Source organism: Afipia sp. GW822-FHT04G07 (assembly GCF_058800765.1).
Window position 1 is genome coordinate 1,813,819 of sequence record NZ_JBXAMP010000001.1, and the last position, 21,870, is coordinate 1,835,688.

20 protein-coding genes and 1 tRNA gene are annotated in these 21,870 nt (G+C 62.6%); 12 read left to right on the plus strand and 9 right to left on the minus strand.

What is annotated here, in order from left to right:
• Window positions 1-21: 21 nt before the first annotated feature.
• Window positions 22-96 (plus strand) — tRNA-Val (locus AC1RKJ_RS08870).
• Between the two features lie 3 nt (window positions 97-99).
• Here the strand turns inward: AC1RKJ_RS08870 and AC1RKJ_RS08875 are convergent.
• Complete coding sequence (locus AC1RKJ_RS08875; protein ID WP_492790703.1) at window positions 100-861, minus strand: outer membrane protein; 762 nt, start codon at window positions 859-861, stop codon at window positions 100-102.
• Window positions 862-1,188: 327 nt separating this feature from the next.
• Between AC1RKJ_RS08875 and AC1RKJ_RS08880 the strand changes: the two genes are divergently transcribed.
• Entirely contained in the window at window positions 1,189-1,581 is a 393-nt protein-coding gene (locus AC1RKJ_RS08880; protein ID WP_492790704.1) for a hypothetical protein, read from the plus strand.
• Between the two features lie 11 nt (window positions 1,582-1,592).
• Here AC1RKJ_RS08880 and AC1RKJ_RS08885 read toward each other — a convergent pair whose 3' ends face one another.
• From AC1RKJ_RS08885 to AC1RKJ_RS08895, 3 genes are all read right to left on the minus strand, one after another.
• On the minus strand, window positions 1,593-1,754 hold the full coding sequence (locus AC1RKJ_RS08885) for a Flp family type IVb pilin (RefSeq protein WP_492790705.1): 162 nt from the start codon (window positions 1,752-1,754) through the stop codon (window positions 1,593-1,595).
• Between the two features lie 310 nt (window positions 1,755-2,064).
• Window positions 2,065-2,283, minus strand: a complete 219-nt coding sequence (locus tag AC1RKJ_RS08890) for a hypothetical protein (RefSeq protein ID WP_492790706.1) — start codon at window positions 2,281-2,283, stop codon at window positions 2,065-2,067.
• A 66-nt stretch (window positions 2,284-2,349) separates the two neighbouring features.
• On the minus strand, window positions 2,350-3,894 hold the full coding sequence (locus AC1RKJ_RS08895) for an acetolactate synthase large subunit (protein ID WP_492790707.1): 1,545 nt from the start codon (window positions 3,892-3,894) through the stop codon (window positions 2,350-2,352).
• 394 nt (window positions 3,895-4,288) lie between these two features.
• On the opposite strand from AC1RKJ_RS08895, the gene AC1RKJ_RS08900 reads away from it, so the two are divergent.
• Window positions 4,289-4,861 carry a L,D-transpeptidase gene (locus tag AC1RKJ_RS08900; RefSeq protein ID WP_492790708.1) on the plus strand — a complete coding sequence of 191 codons (573 nt, stop codon included), beginning with the start codon at window positions 4,289-4,291 and terminating at the stop codon, window positions 4,859-4,861.
• A 178-nt stretch (window positions 4,862-5,039) separates the two neighbouring features.
• Window positions 5,040-5,825 carry a DUF2927 domain-containing protein gene (locus AC1RKJ_RS08905; RefSeq protein ID WP_492790709.1) on the plus strand — a complete coding sequence of 262 codons (786 nt, stop codon included), beginning with the start codon at window positions 5,040-5,042 and terminating at the stop codon, window positions 5,823-5,825.
• A gap of 22 nt (window positions 5,826-5,847) precedes the next feature.
• Here the strand turns inward: AC1RKJ_RS08905 and AC1RKJ_RS08910 are convergent, their stop codons facing one another.
• Window positions 5,848-7,020 carry an isovaleryl-CoA dehydrogenase gene (locus AC1RKJ_RS08910; RefSeq protein ID WP_492790710.1) on the minus strand — a complete coding sequence of 391 codons (1,173 nt, stop codon included), beginning with the start codon at window positions 7,018-7,020 and terminating at the stop codon, window positions 5,848-5,850.
• 215 nt (window positions 7,021-7,235) lie between these two features.
• Window positions 7,236-8,714 carry a methyl-accepting chemotaxis protein gene (locus AC1RKJ_RS08915; RefSeq protein WP_492790711.1) on the minus strand — a complete coding sequence of 493 codons (1,479 nt, stop codon included), beginning with the start codon at window positions 8,712-8,714 and terminating at the stop codon, window positions 7,236-7,238.
• 260 nt (window positions 8,715-8,974) lie between these two features.
• Between AC1RKJ_RS08915 and AC1RKJ_RS08920 the strand changes: the two genes are divergently transcribed.
• The 4 genes from AC1RKJ_RS08920 (at window position 8,975) to AC1RKJ_RS08935 (ending at window position 13,505) form a co-directional block, all read left to right on the plus strand.
• Window positions 8,975-10,243 carry a cytochrome P450 gene (locus AC1RKJ_RS08920; RefSeq protein ID WP_492790712.1) on the plus strand — a complete coding sequence of 423 codons (1,269 nt, stop codon included), beginning with the start codon at window positions 8,975-8,977 and terminating at the stop codon, window positions 10,241-10,243.
• Between the two features lie 114 nt (window positions 10,244-10,357).
• Window positions 10,358-11,521 (plus strand): acyl-CoA dehydrogenase family protein, encoded by a 1,164-nt coding sequence (locus AC1RKJ_RS08925; protein ID WP_492790713.1) that lies wholly within the window; start codon window positions 10,358-10,360, stop codon window positions 11,519-11,521.
• 8 nt (window positions 11,522-11,529) lie between these two features.
• Window positions 11,530-12,654, plus strand: a complete 1,125-nt coding sequence (locus tag AC1RKJ_RS08930; protein WP_492790714.1) for a CaiB/BaiF CoA transferase family protein — start codon at window positions 11,530-11,532, stop codon at window positions 12,652-12,654.
• Complete coding sequence (locus tag AC1RKJ_RS08935; protein ID WP_492790715.1) at window positions 12,651-13,505, plus strand: HTD2 family dehydratase; 855 nt, start codon at window positions 12,651-12,653, stop codon at window positions 13,503-13,505. The genes AC1RKJ_RS08930 and AC1RKJ_RS08935 overlap by 4 nt, the downstream gene beginning before the upstream one ends.
• Before the next feature lie 108 nt (window positions 13,506-13,613).
• On the opposite strand, the gene AC1RKJ_RS08940 is transcribed toward AC1RKJ_RS08935, so the two are convergent.
• Both AC1RKJ_RS08940 and trhA read right to left on the minus strand, forming a co-directional pair.
• Window positions 13,614-14,411 (minus strand): SDR family oxidoreductase, encoded by a 798-nt coding sequence (locus AC1RKJ_RS08940; RefSeq protein ID WP_492790716.1) that lies wholly within the window; start codon window positions 14,409-14,411, stop codon window positions 13,614-13,616.
• Window positions 14,412-14,446: 35 nt separating this feature from the next.
• Window positions 14,447-15,142, minus strand: a complete 696-nt coding sequence (gene trhA, locus AC1RKJ_RS08945) for a PAQR family membrane homeostasis protein TrhA (RefSeq protein WP_492792686.1) — start codon at window positions 15,140-15,142, stop codon at window positions 14,447-14,449.
• A 202-nt stretch (window positions 15,143-15,344) separates the two neighbouring features.
• Between trhA and AC1RKJ_RS08950 the strand changes: the two genes are divergently transcribed.
• From AC1RKJ_RS08950 to AC1RKJ_RS08960, 3 genes are all read left to right on the plus strand, one after another.
• Window positions 15,345-16,814, plus strand: a complete 1,470-nt coding sequence (locus AC1RKJ_RS08950; protein ID WP_492790717.1) for a YcjX family GTP-binding protein — start codon at window positions 15,345-15,347, stop codon at window positions 16,812-16,814.
• Complete coding sequence (locus AC1RKJ_RS08955; protein WP_492790718.1) at window positions 16,811-17,854, plus strand: YcjF family protein; 1,044 nt, start codon at window positions 16,811-16,813, stop codon at window positions 17,852-17,854. The genes AC1RKJ_RS08950 and AC1RKJ_RS08955 overlap by 4 nt, the downstream gene beginning before the upstream one ends.
• Before the next feature lie 155 nt (window positions 17,855-18,009).
• Window positions 18,010-18,258, plus strand: a complete 249-nt coding sequence (locus AC1RKJ_RS08960) for a hypothetical protein (protein ID WP_492790719.1) — start codon at window positions 18,010-18,012, stop codon at window positions 18,256-18,258.
• A gap of 63 nt (window positions 18,259-18,321) precedes the next feature.
• On the opposite strand, the gene AC1RKJ_RS08965 is transcribed toward AC1RKJ_RS08960, so the two are convergent.
• Window positions 18,322-19,887, minus strand: a complete 1,566-nt coding sequence (locus tag AC1RKJ_RS08965) for a glycosyltransferase family 39 protein (RefSeq protein ID WP_492790720.1) — start codon at window positions 19,885-19,887, stop codon at window positions 18,322-18,324.
• A 196-nt stretch (window positions 19,888-20,083) separates the two neighbouring features.
• On the opposite strand from AC1RKJ_RS08965, the gene AC1RKJ_RS08970 reads away from it, so the two are divergent.
• On the plus strand, window positions 20,084-21,847 hold the full coding sequence (locus AC1RKJ_RS08970; RefSeq protein ID WP_492790721.1) for an adenylate/guanylate cyclase domain-containing protein: 1,764 nt from the start codon (window positions 20,084-20,086) through the stop codon (window positions 21,845-21,847).
• The last annotated feature ends 23 nt before the right edge of the window (window positions 21,848-21,870 follow it).

The window sequence follows — 21,870 nt, forward strand, 5'->3', positions numbered from 1 at the left end:
CGGCCGTCACCGGCCGTTCCCGGGCGCATAGCTCAGCGGGAGAGCGTTCCCTTCACACGGGAGAGGTCCAAGGTTCGATCCCTTGTGCGCCCACCAAGATCAGTATTTCGCAACAACAGGGCCGCTCCAGTTGAACTTGTAGCTGAGCCGGGCTGTGACCGAGTCAATCTTGGCCGCTACGTTGTTTTGTTCAATGGCGGGCGTTCCGGCAGGTGTCACGGGAAACACGGTTTGCGTTCCGAAGTCGTAGTGGCGATATTCTACGCCAACGATCCAGTTCTGATAGATAGCCCAGTCCACGCCGCCGCCGACGTAGTAGCCGTCTCGATTGTTGCTCGACGACGCAAAGAAAGCCGGTACGGCTGGGTTGAAACCTCGATAGTCAAGCTTCGTTGCTGCGTATCCGCCAGTGAAGTAAGGCATCCATTTATCCAGAGCGACGCCAACGCGGCCGCCCCCGGTATAGAGCGCATCTGTAAATCGGGTCTGGTAGACGGCGGTGCCCCCACAAGCTGCTGGCGGAGTACACACCGAACCATTGAACTGGTTGTCGAAAAGGGTTGCAACTTGCCCCTCGATGCCGACAACCAGCCACTGCCATTGGTATTGAGCGCCAACAAAGCCCCCAACGATGCCAGTTGTAGATCGAGAGCCAACGGTGGCGGCTGGCGGCAAGACAAACGATCCGTCCCATCGTGTCTGTGCACCGCCGACATTCACGCCCAGATAAATGCCCGACCAATTATAAGGCGCGGCGGCCATCGGCGGGGCTTTTGTGTAAGTCCGGGCCGCAACATCTGCGGCCTGCGCAGCGGTTGCGGAGAGAGCGGCAACAGCAGCAGCAATTAAAAGCTTCTTCATTCGATACCCCAACGAATGCCCAGAGCAGGGAAGCACTTTAGGCGAAAGCGGACTGTCGTAAAGTAGCCTATGTGGCACAGTCGGTGGATTAAGGCTGCCAGTTGAGCGGGCCGTCCATTCCAGACACTCTCATTTTACCGGCAAACGCCTTGCTGGCGGCTCCAGTTGCGCGAGCGCGCAATTGGCGCTCAAGAAAAAGATCATTGCGTTGAAGGATCTTTGACGCCCGCTCAACGCACTAGCTTGTGCACACAATGCTCAAAAATCTTCGCGTATCAACGTGAACGCAAACCTTGTTAAAGGCGACCAACAGTTTTGGGAGCTTACATGAAGCGGTTTCTGATTTTCACGGTTCTCTTTCCGCCACTCGTGCCGCTCGTTTACATTGCCGCCGATCCGGTGCTGCTCCGCGATCCTCCCGGAATCGGCTTCCTGACCTGGCTGATGGGGTACGCATACGTGCTCGCAATTGTCCCCGCCTGGCTGACGGCAGGAGTAGACTGGGCGCTGTCGCGCCAGCCGCTTTACGTGCGCCTCATCGCGACGATGCCGGTCGCGGCTATCCTGGCAGAGCTTGTCGCACGCTCCCTTGGTCAGCCAGGTCTAGATGTGACCACAGCCTTGATGGGTGCGATTCCAGCCGCGCTGTGTTCGTTGATATTGGCGTGGGCTGAACGAAGGGAAGCCGTCACGGATTCAGGAAAGAGACGCCGCGCATGACGTAACCGACGTTACTGGAGCGCCGCGCGGACGTTTTCGTAGGTGGTACCGAGCCGGAGGCCGAGACCGTTGACCGCGCCGATGACAGCAACCGCGATGCCGCACGCGACCAGAGCGTATTCGATCGCGGTCGCGGCTTTTTGGTCGCGAAGAAAAGCAATCACCGTTTTCATGAGATCATCCTCACCGCAGTTCTTGCACGTGACGGCCTCGCGATACGAACCTGGTGGAGTGGATTTGACATTCGTGCCCCACTCGGCCGCGAGTCCGCGACGCGAATGACAAATCCAAAACTCCACCAGAGCTTATATTTCTAGTGGTCCTTTGATTCCAACATTCGCAAAAATGCCTGCCGAAACGGAATGCGAATGTTGGAATCGGACCACTATCCCGAGGCCACGGCTAACCTAGCGGCAAGAGCCTGTAAAAAACTTAATTCAACCTTTTCATGATACCGCCCGGCGGCGCGCGACTGCGGCCCCGTCAGCCGTGCCCGGCCGATTTCAGGGCCAGCAGCGCCAACAGTTTCATGCGCTCCGGATCGCGTTCGCCTTGCGCGGCCAACTCGACAATGTTTTTCGCCAGCGCCTGAACGCGCGCCGACCCGACCGGAAACGGCAAGGTCTCGACGGCCTCCTGAAAGGCCTGCGTCATGGCGGCGATGGTGTCGGGGCTGAATGACGAGCCCTGAAAAACATTCATGAGGAAATCCGGTGAACAGCTTGCGGAGGTCAACGCCGCAAGCCCGCACCGGGTTCCCTCGTCATGTCACATCAGGACTTCGATGAGCCGCGGACCTTTTTCACGCACGGCGTCAGTGAGCGCCTTTGAAAAATCCTCGGCTGTGGTGACGGATACACCCGACACGCCCATGCCCTTCGCCAGCGACACCCAATCGAGCGCCGGGTTGTCGATGTTGAGCATGTCGAGCGCCTTGCGTCCCGGCTCGCCCGCATCGACGCCTGCAAATTCGCCCTTGAGAATCTGATACGTGCGGTTCGCGAAAACCACCGTGACAACGTCGAGGCCTTCGCGCGCCTGCGTCCACAGCGACTGCAGCGTGTACATCGCGCTGCCGTCGCCGACCATGCAGATCACCTTGCGGTCCGGACATGCAACTGCGGCACCGGTCGCAACCGGCGTCGAAAATCCGATCGAGCCGCCCATGTTCTGAAGCCAGTCGTGCGGCGCGGCGGCAGCCGTCGGCGGAAAGAAACCGCGGCCGGTGGTGATCGATTCATCGACCACGATGGCGTTTTCGGGAATGGCCATCGCAATCGCCTGCGCGATGGAGGCGTGGGTCAGCGCGCCGGTGGGTTTCGCCAGTTCGACGAGTTGCTGCGGCTTGGCGTCAGCAGCTTTCGCGCCGAGCGCATCCGCCAGAGCATGCAAGGCCGCAACCGAATTCTCGCCAGCCTCACACATGCGATGAACCTCGCAGCCTTCCGGTTTCAACAGGCTCGGCTTGTTCGGATAGGCGAAGAACGCCACCGGGTCGTTGGTCTCGACCAGAACGATGTGGCGGAAATTCTTCAGGATCGGCAGCGCCTGCTCGATCACGTAAGGAATGCGGTCGATGGAGAAACGCCCGCGCCCGCGCGCCATGCGCGGATTGTAGGTCTGGCCCATCACCTTGCATCCGGTCTTTCCGGCGATTCGCGCGGCCAGCGCCAGTCCCTCTTCGGTGAGCGCCTTGCCGGTCAGCAGCAGCAGCGTCTGCTCGCCGCTGCGCAGAACGCGGGCGGCTTCATCCACGGCCTTCGGCGAATAACTGGCGCGCTGCGATTCGTCAGGCACCTGCGCGACGCCGTCGGCTTCGTTCCATGCGGTGTCGGCGGGCAAAATCAGCGTCGCGATCTGTCCCGGATGACTTCTGGCCGCAGCGATCGCCGCAGCACCATCCCGCGCGATCGATTTCGAATCCGGCGAGGTGCGGACCCAGGCCGACATCGGCCGGGCGATGCCTTCGATGTCCGACGTCAGCGGCGCGTTGTATTCGATGTGATAGGTGGCGTGCTGGCCGACGATATTGACGATGCCGGAATGCGCCTTCTTGGCGTTGTGCAGGTTGGCGAGACCGTTCGCGAGGCCCGGTCCCAGATGCAGCAAGGTCGATGCCGGCTTCCCGGCCATCCGGTAGTAACCATCGGCGGCGCCGGTCACGACGCCTTCGAACAGACCGAGCACGCACCGCATACCGTCGACACGATCGAGCGCCGCGACGAAGTGCATCTCCGATGTTCCCGGATTGGCGAAGCAGACATTCACATCGCCCGCGACCAAAGTTCGCACCAGGCTTTCCGCACCGTTCATCGAGTCACTCCCTTTCAAGGTTTCTTATTGAGCTAGTGTCCTGAATCCGAAGTTCGCCTCATTTCGCAGCGCGCCCCATGGCGAACTTCGGATTCAAAAGGACAATAGAATCCCATAATCCCAGTGTGGTTTTGGTTCGCAAGTCCGCAAACAGGACGCGCTTCAAAATTGATGCGGACTTGCGAACCACCACACTGGATCAGATCAACCATCCTTATGACAGTTCGTCAAAGGCTCCGGACGCATGGGGCTACGCCATCACGCGTCCGTGGGTTGCGAAAACAACGAAATTGTGGCCTTTCTCGCGGGTTCGTGGCACCTGTGAGCTTCGACGCCGCGCTTCGCTCGCTGATCTTTTTCCGGCACCGTCTGACGGGCTTTTACGAGGATTCTAATGACGCGCCTTTTGACCGTAATTCTTACCGCAGCGACCCTGGTCGCCGGCTCCGGGTTCGCGATGGCGGATCAGGAATTCAACCCGTTTCTGGATATTTTCGGAATGAATCGCGGCGGAGGCGGATCAGGTCCTGTCCCCCGCACGACGGTCAGCTTTCAGGGCAATTACGCGCCGGGCACGATCATCGTCGATACCAGGGAACGCCGGCTGTATCTGGTTCAGGAAGGCGGCCGCGCGCTGCGCTACGGTATCGGCGTGGGCCGCGACGGCTTCCGCTGGGGCGGCGTTCACCGCATCACCGCGAAGAAGGAATGGCCGAGCTGGACGCCGCCGGCGCAGATGCTGCGCCGCCGCCCGGACCTGCCGCGCCATATGGTCGGCGGTCCCGACAATCCGCTCGGCGCGCGCGCCATGTATCTCGGCTCGACGCTTTACCGCATCCACGGCTCCAACGAGCCGGAGACCATCGGCCAGGCCGTCTCCTCGGGCTGCTTCCGCATGGTCAACGACGACGTGATCGATCTCTACAACCGCGTCTCGGTCGGCGCGACCGTGATCGTCAAGAACTGAGATCAGAAACAAGGCAGAGGTTGAGAGCCGTCACGACGGATCGGACCCTGCCAAAAAATCCTCAAAGACCGGCCCTCGCGGCCGGTCTTTGTCGTTTTATCGTCATATAGCCTGCCAGTTCCCTTGCGCGCAGACCTCGCCACCGGTAGCTCTGGCTGCAATGAGAGCATCTCTCACAATGTGGCGCCTCGCGCCCGGCATCGCAGTAGCGCTGGGTCTCGCGCTCTGCGTGTCGCTGCCGGCGTTCGCGGAAATGTCCGTCGGCGCGCGCCAGCGCATTGAAAAAAAGACATTCACCGACACGGAAATCATCGACGGTTTCCTGAAGACGGCATTCGGCGCGGAATATCATCTCGCCGGGCGCGTCGACCGCATCCGCAAATATCAGATGCCGGTACGCGTCTTCATCGACGGCTCCACCCGCCCCGACCGCCAGAAGCAGATCGGAAAGGTGGTCGGCGACATCGGAAAGCGCGTCCAGCATCTCGACATTGCCATGGCGCACAAGCGCGACGATGCCAACACCATCATCACGCTGGTCCGCGACCGCGACCTTCAGAAAACGATCACGGCGTTCTATGGCGCCGAGAAAGCCAAGGAAATTCACGACTCGCTGGACCCGCAATGTCTCTCGGGATTCCGCAAGAACGACAACTACGAGATCCAGCGCTCGGATGTGATCCTCACGGTCGACAACGGCGACTTCGTGTTTCTGGATTGCGCCTACGAGGAACTGCTGCAATCGCTCGGGCCGATCAACGACACCGACACGGTGCCGTGGACCATGTTCAACGACGAGGTCTCGATGGGATTCTTCGACGTGTACGACCAGTACATCATGAACATCCTGTACGATCCGCGCATCAAGGCCGGGATGACCGTCGATGAAGTCCGCGGCCTGCTGCCTGCGATCCTGCCCGAGGTGCGGGCCTGGGTCGCAAAGATCAACAACCTGCCGCAGTAAGCGCGGGGCGAAGTAGAACGAACTACGCCGTCTTTTCGAACAGCTCGCGTCCGATCAGCATCCGGCGGATTTCACTGGTGCCAGCGCCGATCTCATAGAGCTTGGCGTCGCGCAGCAATCGCCCGGTGGGATAGTCGTTGATGTAGCCGTTGCCGCCGAGCAACTGGATCGCGTCGAGCGCGCATTCGGTCGCGCGTTCCGCCGCGTACAGGATCGCGCCGGCCGCATCCTCGCGCGTGGTCTCGCCGCGGTCGCAGGCTTTCGCGACAGCATAGACGTAGGCGCGCGACGCATTCATCGCCACGTACATGTCGGCGACTTTACCCTGCACGAGCTGGAAGTTGCCGATGGGCTGACCGAACTGCTTGCGTTCGTGGATGTAGGGCATCACCACGTCGAGGCAGGCCTGCATGATGCCGAGCGGTCCGGCGGCCAGCACGGCGCGTTCGTAGTCGAGGCCGGACATCAGCACGTTGACGCCGCGCCCGACGTGACCCAGCACATTTTCTTCCGGCACCTCGCAATCCTCGAACACGAGTTCAGCGGTGTCGGAGCCGCGCATCCCGAACTTGTCGAGCTTCTGCGCGGTGGAGAATCCCTTCATGCCCTTTTCGATCAGGAACGCGGTCATGCCGCGCGGGCCCGCCGCCGGATCGGTCTTGGCGTAAACCACGAGCGTCTCGGCAATCGGCCCGTTGGTGATCCACATCTTGTTGCCGTTGATGACGTAACGATCGCCCTTCTTGTCGGCGCGCGTCGTCATCGACACCACGTCGGACCCGGCGCCCGGCTCGGACATCGCCAGCGCGCCGACATGCTCGCCCGAGATCAGCTTCGGAAGATACTTCCTCTTCTGGGCATCGTTGCCGTTGCGGCGGATCTGATTGACGCAAAGATTGGAGTGCGCGCCATACGAGAGACCGACCGACGCGGACGCGCGGGAGATTTCCTCCATCGCGATACAATGTTCGAGGTAACCCAGACCCGAGCCGCCGTACTCTTCCTCGACGGTCATGCCGAGCAGACCTAGTTCGCCCATCTTGGGCCACAGATCGCGCGGGAACTGATTGCTCTTGTCGATCTCCTCGGCGCGCGGCGCGATCTCGTTCTGCGAAAAATCACGGACGGTCTCGCGGATCGCATCGGCGGTCTCGCCCAGATCGAAATTGAAGACACTTTGCGCGTTCGAACTCATCGAATTTCTCCCAGGACGCGGCTCTTACGCAGGCCGGTGTTTGTTCGGCCGGACAATGCCACGGGCCGGTTGCGGGGAGAAGAGCGGAAGCACCGGACCACCGCCGGCGCCTCTCGTTGGCCACTCACCGCGCCGGCGAGATGGCCACAAAGCAATCGGGCGAAATGTCTTGCGCCTGACATTTCGCCCGCAATTTCGATCGCTGGAGCGCCGGGTTATCCCAGCGCGCGCGAGGCTTCCCTGACTTTGCGGGTCGATTCATCGACGGAACGCGTCGCCTCGGCGATGTCGTTCATGTTGGCGTTGATGTCGGTCACGCCCCGCGCCGCCACCTGCATATTTTCCGAAATGCTTTGGGTCACGGCCGCCTGCTCTTCCACCGAGGCCGCGATTGCCGCCGAGATTTCGTTAACGCGCGAGATCGTCTGGGTGATCGCCTCGATGACATTGACCGCGCTGGTCGTGGTTCCCTGAACCTCAGCGATCTGCGCGCTGATTTCATCGGTGGCCTTGGCGGTCTGGGTCGCGAGACTTTTCACCTCCGACGCCACCACCGCAAAGCCCCTGCCCGCCTCGCCGGCGCGCGCCGCCTCAATGGTGGCATTGAGCGCCAGCAGGTTGGTCTGTTCGGCGATGTTGTTGATGAGCTTGACCACGTCGCCGATCTTCTGGGCGGCGACGGCAAGACCCGACACGATGGTGCTTGTTTCATTGGCCTGCTTCACGGCCTGCATCGAAATGGTGAGCGCGTCTGACGACTGGCGGCTGATCTCGCTGACGGACGCCGCAAGCTCCTCCGCACCGGAGGCAACCGCCTGCATGTTGGAGGAGGTCTGCGTCGAGGCGCTTGCAACGGATGTCACCCGTTCGGACGCCGAAGCCACCGCTTCGGTGATCTGCCCGAGATCGATGTCGATGGATTTCTGCAACTCGCTACGGCGAAGGCGGTCTTCAACCTGGGCCGTCGTGTCGGTGGCGAACTTGACCACCTTGGCGAGCTTGCCGTCCGCCCCCGTAATCGGATTGTAGGAGGCCTGAATCCAGATCGCCTTGCCGCCCTTGCCAAGGCGCTTGTACTCGGCCGCCTGATAATCGCCACGGCGCAGCGAATCCCAGAACTCGCGATAGGCCGCGCTGTCCCGGTACGCGGGCTCGACGAACATGCTGTGATGCTTGCCCTGGATTTCGTCCAGCCGGTAGCCAAGGGTCTTCAGGAAATTGTCGTTCGCGGTGATGACGGTGCCGTCGGGATTGAATTCGATCACGGCCTGCGACTTGTGAATGGCCTTGATCTGGCCTTCGTAATCGACATTCCGGAGTTTCTGCTCGGTAATGTCGGTGGCGAGCTTGACCACCTTGAAAGGCTTGCCGCTGCGGGTCAGCAGCGGATTGTAGGACGCCTGGATCCAGACCGGCCTGCCGCCCTTGGCGACCCGCAGAAACTCGCGCGACTGGTACTCACCCCGGCGCAGTGCCTCCCAGAATTCGCGGTACTCGGCCCCCTCGCGAAGTTCCGCAGCCACGAACATGCTGTGATGCTTGCCCGCGATCTCGTCGAGCCGGTACCCCATGGCGTTCAGGAAATTGGGGTTCGCCGTGACGATCGTTCCGTCCATCTCGAATTCGATAACGGCCTGCGATTTGTCAAACGCCTCGAGTTTTGCACTAACTTCATGGGATCTGAAGAATGGCATCCTGCGCGCCCTTTCTGGGTGAGACGCCCCTAAATTAGCGGATATCCGTTAACCAAACTCTATCAGCGTGCAGGCTCTCGTATTTTCACGTTTCAGTTGCATACATTTTTACCACTCACCGCCGAAAATTCGAGCAGGCGCGGCCCAGGCGCTGCGGCGACCGGCTCTCGCGCGCTTGCCTCCCAGCCGTCGAGAGAGTGTAATTCTCCGAACGACAAGCTTCCGGAATCGACACGGAAGCGCCCAAAGGGAGCGGAGTGATGCACGGCACAATCAGGCTTGCCAGCGACGAGCGCCAGAAGGCCGCCCGTGAGAAGGCGTATTCCATGCCGCTGTCGGAATTCCATCCCGGCGCGCCGGAATTATTTCGAAGCGATACGCTGTGGCCGTACTTCGAGCGGCTGCGCAAGGAAGAGCCGGTGCATTACTGCACGACCTGTCCGGTCGGCGATTACTGGTCGGTGACGAAGTACAACGACATCATGCATGTCGACACCAACGCGGCGATCTTTTCGTCCGACGTCAAGCTCGGCGGCATCTCTCTGCGCGACGTTACCGAAGACTACAGCTGGCCGAGCTTCATCGCGATGGACGAACCGAAGCATGGTCCGCAGCGCAAGACCGTGCAGCCGATGTTCACGCCGGGGCCGCTCGATCGCATGGCCGTTCTCATTCGCGAGCGCTCGGCGGAAATCCTCGACAACCTGCCACGCAACGAAACCTTCAACTGGGTCGAGCGCGTCTCCATCGAACTCACCACGCAGATGCTGGCTACGCTGTTCGATTTTCCGTGGGAAGACCGCCGCAAGCTGACGCGCTGGTCCGATCTTGCCACCGCGCTGCCGAAAAGCGGCATCTATGAAAGCGAGGAGGCGCGGCTGAAAGAACTCGGCGAATGCGCCGACTATTTCATCGGCCTGTGGAACGAGCGCGTCAATGCACCGCCGAAGGGCGACCTCATCTCGATGATGGCGCACAGCGACGCGACGCGCCACATGAACCGCGATGAATTGCTCGGCAACCTCATCCTGCTGATCGTCGGCGGCAACGACACCACCCGTAACTCGATGACGGGATCGGTGCTCGCGCTGAACGAGAACCCGGACGAATACGACAAGCTGCGCGCCAACCATGCGCTGGTCGAAACCATGGTGCCGGAGGTGATCCGCTGGCAGACGCCGCTGGCTCATATGCGCCGCACGGCGCTGCAGGACACCGAACTCGGCGGCAAGCTGATCAAGAAGGGCGACCGCGTCGTGATGTGGTACGTCTCCGGCAACCGCGACGGCGACGTGATCGAAAATCCCGACAGCTTCATCATCGATCGCGCCCGCCCGCGCACGCATATGTCGTTCGGCTTCGGCATCCATCGCTGCGTCGGCATGCGGCTGGCGGATTTGCAGCTCAAGATCATCTGGGAAGAGATCCTGAAACGCTTCGACAATATCGAAGTCGTGGGCGAGCCGACCCGCATCTATTCGAGCTTCGTGAAGGGTTACGAGACCCTGCCGGTTCGCATTAACACCTGATCCCGAACGCCGGCGGCACACGGCAAGCCGCCATTTCTCACTGATGCAAAATCGGAATGCGGCTGCGCGTCCGAACCGCTGGAACACAGGACGGCGATCTGCCAAACACCCCGCATGACCCATCAAGAACAAGACTTTTCAGACATCCGTGAATCCGTTGCCAAGCTTTGCGCGCAGTTTCCCGGCGAGTACTGGCGCAAGCTCGACCGCGAGATGGCCTATCCGAAGGAATTCGTCCAGGCGCTGATCGACGCCGGCTATCTCTCGGTGCTGATCCCTGAAGAATACGGCGGCTCGGGCCTGAAACTGTCAGCGGCCGCCGCGATCCTCGAGGAAATCCAGCGCGCTGGCTGCAACGGCGGCGCCACCCACGCCCAGATGTACACCATGGGCACACTGCTGCGGCACGGCAGCGAGGAGCAGAAATCCAAATGGCTGCCGCGCATCGCGAGCGGCGAACTGCGCCTGCAGGCCTTCGGCGTGACCGAGCCGACCAGCGGCACCGACACCACCTCGCTCAAGACGTTTGCCAAACGCGACGGCGACCATTACGTCGTCAACGGCCAGAAGATCTGGACCAGCCGCGCCGAGTATTCCGACCTGATGATCCTCCTGGCGCGCACCACGCCGAAGGAACAGGCCGCCAAGCGCACCGACGGACTGTCCGTCTTCATCGTCGACATGCAGCAGGCGAAGAAGGCCGGCGGGCTGACCATCCGGCCAATCCGCACCATGATGAACCACGCGACGACGGAAGTGTTCTTCGACAACATGAAGGTTCCCGCCGGGAATTTGATCGGCGAGGAAGGCAAGGGCTTCCGCTACATCCTGTCCGGCATGAACGCCGAGCGCATCCTGATCGCAGCGGAGTGCGTCGGCGACGCCAAGTGGTTCATCAAGAAGGCCAGCGACTACGCCAGGGAGCGTACGGTGTTCGGCCGTCCGATCGGCCAGAACCAGGGCATCCAGTTTCCGATCGCGAAATCCTACGCCAACATGCGCGCCGCCGAACTGATGGTGCGGGAAGCCACCCGCCTTTATGAAGCGGGCAAGGATTGCGGCGCGGAAGCCAACATGGCCAAGATGCTCGCGGCCGATGCATCGTTCGAGGCGGCCAACGCCTGCATCCAGACCCACGGCGGGTTCGGCTTCGCGGAGGAATACGACATCGAGCGCAAGTTCCGCGAGACACGGCTGTATTCGGTCGCGCCGATCTCCACCAACCTGATCCTGTCGCATCTGTCCGAGCATGTGCTCGGCATGCCGCGCTCTTACTGAGAACATCCATGCTGCCGCTTGAAGGATTAACCGTCGTCGCCGTCGAGCAGGCTGTCGCTGCTCCCTTCTGCACCTCGCGGCTGGCGGACGCCGGGGCGAACGTCATCAAGATCGAACGCCCGGAAGGCGACTTCGCCCGCGACTACGACGCGGCGGCGAAAGGCCAGAGCAGCTATTTCGTCTGGCTCAATCGCGGCAAGAAATCCGTCGTCATCGATCTCGCCACCGACGAGGGACGCAAGGCGCTCGAGACGCTGATCGCGAGCGCCGACGTGCTGGTGCAAAACCTCAAGCCCGGCTCGATGGACAAGCTCGGATTTTCCCGCGAGCGTTTGCTGAAGGACTATCCCACGCTGATCTCCTGCACCATCAGCGGCTATGGCGACGATGGCCCCTATGCCAGCCGCAAGGCCTACGATCTTCTGATTCAGGCGGAGTCCGGACTGTGCTCGGTCACCGGCGGCCCCGAAGCGCCCTCGCGCGTCGGCATGTCCATCGTCGACGTTGCGACTGGCGCTGCCGCACATGCCGCCGTTCTCGAAGCGCTGATCGCGCGCGGACGAACCGGCAAGGGCCGCGACATCCGCATCTCGATGTTCGACGTGATGGCGGACTGGCTCACGGTGCCGCTGCTGAATGCCGAGAACGGAAATCCGCCGAAGCGCATGGGTCTCGCGCATCCGTCGGTCGCGCCCTATGGCGTCTTTCATTCAAAGGACGGCAACGAAATCCTGATTTCGATTCAGAGCGAACGCGAATGGAAAGTGTTCTGCGCCAAGGTGATCGACATGCCCGACCTGCCGGGCGATCCGCGCTTCGGCAGCATGGTCGAGCGCGTGCGCAACCGAAAACTGACCGACGACACGGTCGCCGCCGCGTTTGTCAAACTGACGCGCGATGAACTCCTGAAACGGCTTGCGGATGCCGACATCGCGTTTGCCGAGGTCAACACCATGGAAGGCCTGTCGTCGCATCCGCATCTGCGGCGCATCGACGTCGATTCACCGAATGGCGTGGTGAGCTATCCCGCACCGGCGGCGATCATCGTCGGCGAGACGCGAACTTATGGCGCGATCCCGTCGATCGGCACCCACACCGTCGAGAGCGCATTGAAGGCGAGCAAAAAACCATGACCGCCAAGCCTGACATCGATCACCTGCGCCAGTGGATCGGCCGCACCCAGGAAGCGTCCGACATCATCACCGCGCAACTGGTGAAGGGCCTGCGCGCGACGCTGTTTCTCGACATCGGCACTCCGAAGGAAGGCGACGCCGCGCCGCTCACCACGCACTGGTGCCTCGCGCAGCCGGTCGTCCCCATGAGCGAGATCGGAACTGACGGACACCCCGCGCGCGGCGGCTTCCTGCCGCCGGTGCCGCTGCCGCGCCGGATGTGGGCGGGCGGACAGATCGAATTCATCGACCCGCTGCGCGTCGGCGATACGGTGACCCGCGCGTCCCGCATCTCGGACGTCACGATGAAAACCGGCAGCACAGGCTCGCTGTGTTTTGTCTCGGTGGATCACACCATCACCACGCCGCGCGGCACAGCCATTCGCGAGCGGCACGACATCGTCTACCGCGACCTTGCGCCTGCGGGCGACGCGAAACTGGCTGCCGCGCCCGCACCCACTCCGGCAGGAAAGATCCGCGAAACCCATATGGCCGATCCGGTGCTGCTGTTTCGCTATTCGGCGCTGACCTTCAACGGCCACCGTATCCACTACGACCGCGATTACGTCACCAAGGTCGAAGGCTACCCGGGCCTGATTGTCCACGGCCCGTTGCAGGCATCGCTGCTGATCGAATTCGCGGCAAAGCAGCGCGGCGGCAAGGCGCCCGCGAAATTCGTCTATCGCGGCGTCAATCCGCTGTTCGACGGCGCGGAATTCAGCGTCAACGGAAATGAGAAGGACGGCGCGCTGGAAGTGTGGACGGCGAACGCAGCAGGCGCGCCGACCATGAAGGGCACCGCGAGCTGGTAACGGCGCATTCGTCATTGCGAGCGAAGCGAAGCAATCCACCCTTGAGAACAAACTGGATTGCTTCGTCGCTGCGCTCCTCGCAATGACGATGGAGCGCGCGGTAGCGCCCTACTTCTTCCCGAACATCTCACGCGTGATGGCCTGAAGTTTGGCCATGCCGCCGATCCAGCGGTCGTAATTCTCGGTCTTCCTGCGCATGTAGTCGATCACCTGCGGATGCGGCAGAATCAAAAACGTCTCGCGGTCGATGCCGTCCAGCGCACATTGCGCGACTTCTTCCGGCGTGAGATTGCCGTCGTTGGACTGCGGACCCTTCGGCATTCCCCTGATCATGTTTGTTTCCACGCCCTGCGGGCAGAGGATCGAAACACGGATGTTGTGCGCCTTGTGCGAGATCGCAAGATTTTCCGCGAAACCGACGGCAGCGTGCTTGGTGGTCGAGTAGGCAGCACTGCCGACCTGCGACAACAATCCGGCCGCCGAAATGGTGTTGAGGAAGTATCCGCCGCCGCGCGCCCTCATGCGCGGGATTAGGTGCCGCGCCGCATAGACGTGCGCCATGACATGGATCGCCCAGCTTCGCGCCCACGGCTCGTCCGACGTCCCACCGGCATTTTCAGACATCATGTCAAAGCCGCCACCGATGCCCGCATTCGAGCAGAACAGATCGATGGGGCCGAACTGCTTTTCGGTTTCGTCGATGACGCGGAGAATATCGCTCTCCTTGCCGACATCGCAGGCGAACGACGCGCCGCCGATGGAGTCCGCGACGGTCTTTGCCCGCGCGCCGTCGAGATCGGCGACGACGACCTTGGCCGCGCCTTCGCGATGGAAGATTTCAGCGAGCGCCTGGCCGATGCCATTCGCGCCGCCGGTGACGACGACAACTTTACCTGCAACTTTCATGCGGAGGTTTTAGGCGGGAAGCGCCGGCAGATCAATCAGGCCGCGACCAGAACCATATCGAGGACGGCGGTGTAGTGCAGCGCGGCAGCAAGCAATACGAAGGAATGCCAGATCGCATTCTGAAATCGCAACCGCTCCCACGCATGAAAGATCACGCCGAGGGAATAGATCAGCCCGCCGGCCGCGATGAACCAGAGCGTCGAGGTCGGCAGCGACGACACGAGGCTGTCGTAGGCAATGATGCCGCTCCATCCCATGGCGAGATAGAGCCCGACCGAGAGACGATCGAACCGGCCGGGGAGAAAGATCTTGAGCGCGATGCCTGCCGCCGCGACCGACCAGACGCCGACCAGCAACGCCGTCGCCATGAAGCGATCGTTCATCTGCGCGAGGAACGGGGTGTAGGTCGCCGCGATCAGAATATAGATCGCCGAGTGATCGAACCGCCGCAGCACCCATTTCACCGGCGAGACCGGCCACAGATTGTAGGTCGCGGACAGGCCGAGCATGGCCAGCAGACCGGCGACATAGACCGAAACCGAGACGATTTCCTTTGCCGAGGCATACATGGCCGCGAGGACGACAAGCGCCGTTGCGGCGATCAGTCCCAACGCGATGCCGAGGACATGGACCACGCCGTCCGCGATCAGCTCCGCGCGATCGTAATCCCAGCGGACCACGCCGCCGCCGGCGACGCGGGCATGAGAGCTGAGTTGCTTCAATCTGAAGATCGTCCGGGCCAACTGATGTACCTCACCGTCGAGCAGAAAGGATATTCCGGCGACGGTCAATGAACTGGCGAAACGGATCGATCAAGATTCATGTGCTTTTGAAACTTGATTTCCGCCGCATAAATCTCCAGCTTCACAAAACTGTCGCGAGGTCTGTTCTTTTCTCTCGTATTCCTCTGTCCGATAAAGTCTTGATCGAATTATGGCACCCAGCTTTTCGGACATCGTCGAGGAAACGCGCCTTTCGATCCAGTCGCTGATCGAATACGGCGAAAGCCTGTTCAATCCCACAGTGCGGCTCGGCGTCACAGGGCTGTCGCGCGCGGGCAAGACCGTCTTCATCACAGCGCTGGTGCATGGCCTGCTGCGCGGCGGCCGGTTTCCGGTGTTCGAGTCGCTGGCGACGGGACGCATCGCCCGCGCCCGCCTCGAGCCGCAGCCGCACGACGCCGTGCCGCGCTTTGCCTATGAGAGCCACGTCCGAACCCTGATCGAAGACCGGCGCTGGCCGAGTTCGACCGTGGACATCAGCGAGTTGCGTCTTGTCATCGAATACCAGCGCCAGAACAGCGCGACGCGCACCCTGACGCTCGACCTTGTGGACTATCCCGGCGAATGGCTGCTCGATCTGCCGCTGCTGAACAAAAGCTACGAGCAATGGTCGGCGGAAAGTCTCGCGCTGTCGCGGCGTGAACCTCGCGCGCGTCTGGCGGCGCAGTGGCACGCCCATCTCGCCACGCTCGAACCGAAAGAACGCGAGGACGAACAGGCGACGCTGACCGCAGCGAAACTGTTCACGGACTATCTGCGCGCCTGCCGCGACGAGCGTTTCGCCATGAGCCTGCTGCCGCCCGGCCGCTTCCTGATGCCGGGCAATCTCGCGGGATCGCCCGCGCTGACGTTCGCCCCGCTGGACGTGCCGCAGGACGGCACCGCGCCGGACGGATCGCTATGGGCGATGATGCGGCGGCGTTATGAAGCCTACAAGGACGTCGTGGTGCGGCCATTCTTCCGCGATCACTTCACCCGGCTCGACCGGCAGATCGTGCTGGTCGACGCGCTGGCGGCCTTCAACGCGGGACCGGAAGCGCTGCAGGATCTCGAAGGCGCGCTGTCCGGCATTCTCGATTGCTTCAACATCGGCCGCAGCACGATCCTCAACACGTTGTTCCGGCCGCGCATTGATAAAATTCTTTTCGCCGCGACCAAGGCCGACCATCTGCACCGCTCCAGCCACGACCGGCTGGAAGCGATCCTGAAGCGCATGGTGGAGCGCGCCGCCGCGCGCGCTGAGTTCGCGGGCGCATCGGTCGATGTGGTGGCGCTCGCCGCCGTCCGCGCGACCCGCGAAGCGATGGTGCAGCAGGGGCGCGAGAAGCTGCCCTCGATCCTCGGCACCCCGGAGGAAGGCGAGATGTCCGGCGACGAGGTGTTCGACGGCGAGACGGAGGCCGCAACCTTTCCCGGTGACCTTCCCGCCAGGCTCGACGACCTGTTCAGCGGCGATGGCGCGTTTCGCGGCCTGAGCAACAGCACATCCGACCAGACGGATTTCCGGTTTCTGCGATTCCGGCCGCCCTTGCTCGAGCGCACAGGTGGCGAAGAGCCCGCCTTGCCCCATATCCGCCTCGACCGTGCGCTTCAGTTTCTGATCGGAGACAAGCTGCAATGAGCGACAAGCCGCATCACCGCAAGCCGGCCGCGTTCAAGCTCGACGATCCCCGCGTCATCCTGATGGACGCCGAGGACGAACTGTCGCGTCCCTCACGCGGCAAGGTTCACATCACGCCGGAATCCGATCCCGCCCAGTTGCCCGTCGTCATCGATGAGCCGGTTGTCCCGGTCCGAAGGGGCTTCGGCTGGGGCGGCGTGTTCTGGACCGCGCTCGGCGGGCTGGTAGCGCTCGCGCTCGGCCTCGGCATTTCCAATCTGGTCGAGGACCTGTTCAACCGCAGCGCCAGCCTCGGCTATATCGGCCTTGTCTTTGCAATCTTCGCCGTGCTGGCGCTGGTGGTGATCATCGCGCGCGAAGCGCTGAGCCTCGCCCGGCTGGAAACCATCGAGAAGCTGCACGCGCGCGCCAACGCGGTTCTTCTCAGCGACGACCGCAAGGAAAGCGACGCCATCGTCCGCGATCTGCTCAAGGTGGCCCACGACAATCCACGGCTCGCCCGCGCCCGCGCGGCGCTGGAGGAACACGGCCGCGACATCATCGACGGCGCGGACATGGTGCGGCTTGCCGAGCGGGAACTGATGACGCCGCTCGATCAGGAAGCGCGGCGGCTGATCTCAAGCGCGGCGCAGCGCGTCTCGCTGGTCACCGCCGTCAGCCCCGGCGTGGTCATCGACATGCTGTTCGTGTTCGCGGCGGCGCTGCGTCTGGTGCGGCAGCTGGCGCGGCTCTATGGCGGACGGCCCGGCACTCTGGGCATGATCCGGCTGATGCGTCATGTGATCGCGCATCTCGCGCTCACCGGCGGCATGGCCGCCAGCGACAACCTGATCCAGCAGATGCTCGGCCACGGCATCACCGCGAAACTGTCGGCCAAGCTCGGCGAAGGGCTGCTCAACGGATTGCTCACCGCGCGGCTGGGCCTCGCCGCCGTGGACGTGACGCGGCCACTGCCGTTCGCGGCGCTGCCGCGCCCGGCGCTGTCCGATCTGGTGAAGGACCTGCTGCGCCGCGCGGGCGACGGCGAGGCCAAGTCCTGAGCGGCTTCAAGTCCCGAGCGGCTTCGCCTGGGCAAAACCCGAGGTTTTTCAGGGCCTAGCGGTATCCGTGAACCTGTTCTGCGGGCCGCGCGACCAATTTGCGATGGATGGATTTGACCCAACCCGCGCCGACGGCGCTACGCAGGAGAAGACCCATGTTTCGCAAATTCGCTCTCGCACTTGCCGCCACCGCTGCGCTTGGCGCAGCCGCCCTCGCTCCCACCGCGGCGTCCGCCGGCGGCTGGCATGGCCATCACTGGGGCCACGGCTGGGGTCATGGCTATGGCTACGGTTTCAGCCCGGTGATCGTGAGCGGCGGCTATGCCGACGACGATTGCTACCAGACGCGGCGCGTCCGCACCGCGCGCGGTATCCGCTACCGCACCGTGAACGTCTGCTACTGATCTCGGGCTTAGCCTTAAATCGAAAATCCCGGCCGCATCGCGCGGTCGGGATTTTTCTTTGACTCAGTTCAGCAGCCGCCATTTGTAAAACGGCGAGTCCGGCGGCGGCGACAACTCCGGCGTCCATCCCCTCACCGTCTTGAACGCGAACGGCTCGATCACCGCGCCGCGCCACGTGCGATTGGCCTGCCCCACTTGCTGCAACCTGGCGGGCGTGCCGGTCTCGATCACATTGCCGTCGTTGGGCGCGCTGTCCACGTAAAGCCCGACGCCGGATCGCATGGCGGCGCTCGCCATGTCCCTGAAGCCGATGAAGCGGCTGCGCTCATTCACCTGCACCACAGGGATGCTGTCCTTGAGATGCCAGCGCAGCTCCGCGTATATCCGGTAATCCAGCGTCGCGATCCATGTCGCGCCGGTCTCTGCCGCCACCGCCTTCGCGCGCGCGGCGATCTCGCCGTAGCCCGCTTCCTTCGCGACCGGATCCTTGGTCGGCGCGAAGGCAAAGTTGCTGACCGCATAATAATAGAAAATCGCGACGTTCAGCACGACGCCGAGCGCGACCGCCGCCACGGCCCACGATTCAGCCGTGCGGGTAATCCAGCCTGCGCGCGGTTCTTTCCGTATCTCGGCAAGATTGATCGCCGCCGCCGTAAAGGCGAACGGCCAGATCAGCAGCGGCCAGGTGTCCCCGATCCGCAGCGATAGCGACTTCCACAAAAAGTATGCGAACGGCGCAAGCGCACAGATCGAGACGAGAATGAACGCCGGACTCTGCTGCCGATAGCCGCGCCACGCCAGCATCAGGGAGCCGGCGAGCGCCACCGGAAACAGGATCGGGCCGACAAGGGCCAGTTGCAGCCCGAGAAAATCGCCGACAGTTCGCGCCGAGACGCCGTGGTCCGCGCCGACGCGAATGAACTGAAAGCGGAACGACGCCCAGTCATGCTGCCAATTCCAGATCAGCACCGGCGAAAACACCAGCAGCGCAATCGCCATCGACACCCACGGCCAGGGACTGCGCAGCCATCGCGCGCGCCATGGCGGCACCAGCACGAACGCCACAATGGCCGGAACGAGGAACACCGCGGTGTACTTCGACAACAGCGCCAGCCCGCCGAACAGCCCGGCGGCCAGCCACCAGCGGCCATCATTGTTTTCAGTGAGACGCACCAGCGACCAGACCATCGCGAGTGAGAACATAATCAGCGCGGCGTCGGGAAGGATTCGCGACGCGAACAAGCCGTACTCGGGGGCCGCGAACGGCATCAGCACGGCGAGGACGACGGCGCGGCGGTCGCGCGTCAGCCGCCAGACGATGTCGGCAAGGACCGCCACGCCGATCCACATCGCAAGCAGCACGCCGAATCGCGCGCCGAAACTGGTGTCGCCGAAGATCGCCGTACCGAAACGCACCAGCCACGCGACCATCGGCGGATGATCGAGATAGGACAGCACGCTTTCTTTCGAGAACGTCCAGTAATACGCCTCGTCCGTGCGCAGATCGGTGATCGCGGCATAGACCACCTGCAATGTCACGATCACGGCAATCGCCGCCGCCGCGACAAGCCTTGCGCGCGGCGTCAAAGAGTCCGGTTTTGTCGTGCTGGCCGTGTTCGCCTTCCCCATGCGGTTAGCTTTTCCGCGACCGCGCCAGTGAAGTCAAACCGTACCCTCCCCCTGTCCGGCATGATGAGGTGTGCACGCCCGATAGGCCGCCCATGGCGTCCAGCCGAAGTCTCGTTTAGGATTTTTCCGGCGCATCCCGGACCACCGGATGCGGCGGCATATTCAGTTTTTTTCAATGTCCCGGAAGATTTGACGCATGGCAGAGACCGTTTCATCCGTCAGCCGGGTCATGCGCGGAATTGGAATTCGTCAGGTGCGGCTTGCGACCGGCTTTGTGCTGTTCGCCTATCTCATCAGCCACTTTGCCAATCATGCGCTCGGCAACATCTCGCTCAGCGCGATGGATGCCATGCTCACCTACCACATGCTGTTCTGGCAAAGCTGGCCGGTGCTGATCGTCTTCTACGCCGCCGTGCTGATCCATCTCAGCCTCGGAATCTGGGCGCTCTATGCGCGCCGGCAGTTTCGCTGGACCGGCATCGAGGCCACGCAGCTGGTGTTCGGTCTTGCTATTCCGGTTTTCGTCATCGGACATCTGGTCGGCGTGCGCGTCGCCGCGCCGCTGTTCGGCCACGAGAAGGATTACCCGCAGGTCCTGTTCGCCTACTGGGTGTTCCGGCCGCATCTCAAGTGGATGATGGCCGCCGTGCTGGTGGTGTCCTGGGTGCACGGCTGCATCGGAATTTATTTCTGGGTCCGCACCAAACCGTACTTCAGGAAAATATCGTCGCTGCTGCTCGCGCTCGCCGTGATCCTGCCGACGCTGTCCCTGCTCGGATTGTATCAGGCCGGCCGGACGGTCGCGCGGGCCAGCGCTGCGCCGGAATGGCGGGCGGAGAACCTGTCCCGTGACAAGGTCGGGACCAGCGCGGATCAGGCTGCGATCGAGACCATCAGTTCCACTGTGCTTTATGGATACTTCGGCCTGATCGGCCTGACCCTGGGGGCGCGCGGTATCCGGGCGCTGCTGGAGCGGCGGCGCGGCCTCATCAAATTGTCCTACGGCAACGGCAAGACCATCCGCATGCCGATCGGCCTCAGCGTGCTGGAGGCGAGCACGCGCTTCAATATCCCGCATTCGAGCGTTTGCGGCGGCCGGGCGCGCTGCTCGACCTGCCGCATCCGGATCATCGGGGATTGCAGCGCATTGCCCGTGCCGTCGAACCGCGAGACCTTCGTGCTGGAGCGCGTCGGCACCGGCGGCGATCCCGCGATCCGCCTTGCCTGCCAGCTGCGGCCCAAGACAGACGTTTCGTTCTTCCAGATATTCCCGCCGCATACGAGCGTATCGGCGGCTTCGAACATGGCGCCGGTCCATCCCGGCAAGGAGCGCTATCTCGTCAGCATGTTCGTGGATATGCGCGGGTCAACCAAGCTCGCCGAACAACTGCTGCCGTTCGATACCGTCTTCATCATCAATCGCTTTCTTACCGCGGTGTCGCAGGCCGTTGTCGAATGCGGCGGCCAGCCGAACCAGTTTGTCGGCGACGGCCAGCTGGCGCTGTTCGGGCTTTCCGCCAGTCCGCAAACCGCCTGCCGGCAGGCCATCGAAGCCGCATCCCGGATCGCGGTCCATGTCGATGCACTGAACGAATTTCTCGGCGACGATGTGCCGGAACCGCTGCGCTTCGGGGTCGGGATTCACGGCGGGGAAGTCATCATCGGCGACATCGGCTCGCAGGAGCACACGGTTTTCACCGCGCTCGGCGATTCCGTGAACGTCGCGGCACGCTTGCAGGACATGACCAAGGCCCTGTCCTGCGAGGTGGTGCTGTCGCAGGATGTCCTGAAAACGGCCAACGTTTCCGCTGGCGGTCTGCCCCATGTCGAGGTGCCGATCCGAGGCCGGATCGAACCGCTGATCGTCCATACGGTCACGAAGGCTGCAATGTTGTCCGCCCTCGTCGCCGATTTCGCAGTTGCAGCAGTGAAAAAAACGGCGGATTCGCGCAAAGTTTGAGCGAAAGGGCCGGTGCGGCAGGG

Excerpts from the sequence above, each read along its gene's own strand:
- AC1RKJ_RS08965 (WP_492790720.1), bottom strand. The coding sequence starts at position 19,887 with ATGGGGAAGGCGAACACGGCCAGCACGACAAAACCGGACTCTTTGACG.
- AC1RKJ_RS08930 (WP_492790714.1), top strand. The coding sequence starts at position 11,530 with ATGCTGCCGCTTGAAGGATTAACCGTCGTCGCCGTCGAGCAGGCTGTC.
- AC1RKJ_RS08905 (WP_492790709.1), top strand. The coding sequence starts at position 5,040 with ATGTGGCGCCTCGCGCCCGGCATCGCAGTAGCGCTGGGTCTCGCGCTC.
- AC1RKJ_RS08885 (WP_492790705.1), bottom strand. The coding sequence starts at position 1,754 with ATGAAAACGGTGATTGCTTTTCTTCGCGACCAAAAAGCCGCGACCGCG.
- AC1RKJ_RS08970 (WP_492790721.1), top strand. The coding sequence starts at position 20,084 with ATGGCAGAGACCGTTTCATCCGTCAGCCGGGTCATGCGCGGAATTGGA.
- AC1RKJ_RS08960 (WP_492790719.1), top strand. The coding sequence starts at position 18,010 with ATGTTTCGCAAATTCGCTCTCGCACTTGCCGCCACCGCTGCGCTTGGC.
- AC1RKJ_RS08895 (WP_492790707.1), bottom strand. The coding sequence starts at position 3,894 with ATGAACGGTGCGGAAAGCCTGGTGCGAACTTTGGTCGCGGGCGATGTG.
- AC1RKJ_RS08875 (WP_492790703.1), bottom strand. The coding sequence starts at position 861 with ATGAAGAAGCTTTTAATTGCTGCTGCTGTTGCCGCTCTCTCCGCAACC.
- AC1RKJ_RS08915 (WP_492790711.1), bottom strand. The coding sequence starts at position 8,714 with ATGCCATTCTTCAGATCCCATGAAGTTAGTGCAAAACTCGAGGCGTTT.
- AC1RKJ_RS08935 (WP_492790715.1), top strand. The coding sequence starts at position 12,651 with ATGACCGCCAAGCCTGACATCGATCACCTGCGCCAGTGGATCGGCCGC.
- AC1RKJ_RS08910 (WP_492790710.1), bottom strand. The coding sequence starts at position 7,020 with ATGAGTTCGAACGCGCAAAGTGTCTTCAATTTCGATCTGGGCGAGACC.
- AC1RKJ_RS08955 (WP_492790718.1), top strand. The coding sequence starts at position 16,811 with ATGAGCGACAAGCCGCATCACCGCAAGCCGGCCGCGTTCAAGCTCGAC.
- AC1RKJ_RS08890 (WP_492790706.1), bottom strand. The coding sequence starts at position 2,283 with ATGAATGTTTTTCAGGGCTCGTCATTCAGCCCCGACACCATCGCCGCC.
- AC1RKJ_RS08940 (WP_492790716.1), bottom strand. The coding sequence starts at position 14,411 with ATGAAAGTTGCAGGTAAAGTTGTCGTCGTCACCGGCGGCGCGAATGGC.
- AC1RKJ_RS08950 (WP_492790717.1), top strand. The coding sequence starts at position 15,345 with ATGGCACCCAGCTTTTCGGACATCGTCGAGGAAACGCGCCTTTCGATC.
- AC1RKJ_RS08900 (WP_492790708.1), top strand. The coding sequence starts at position 4,289 with ATGACGCGCCTTTTGACCGTAATTCTTACCGCAGCGACCCTGGTCGCC.
- AC1RKJ_RS08920 (WP_492790712.1), top strand. The coding sequence starts at position 8,975 with ATGCACGGCACAATCAGGCTTGCCAGCGACGAGCGCCAGAAGGCCGCC.
- AC1RKJ_RS08925 (WP_492790713.1), top strand. The coding sequence starts at position 10,358 with ATGACCCATCAAGAACAAGACTTTTCAGACATCCGTGAATCCGTTGCC.
- AC1RKJ_RS08880 (WP_492790704.1), top strand. The coding sequence starts at position 1,189 with ATGAAGCGGTTTCTGATTTTCACGGTTCTCTTTCCGCCACTCGTGCCG.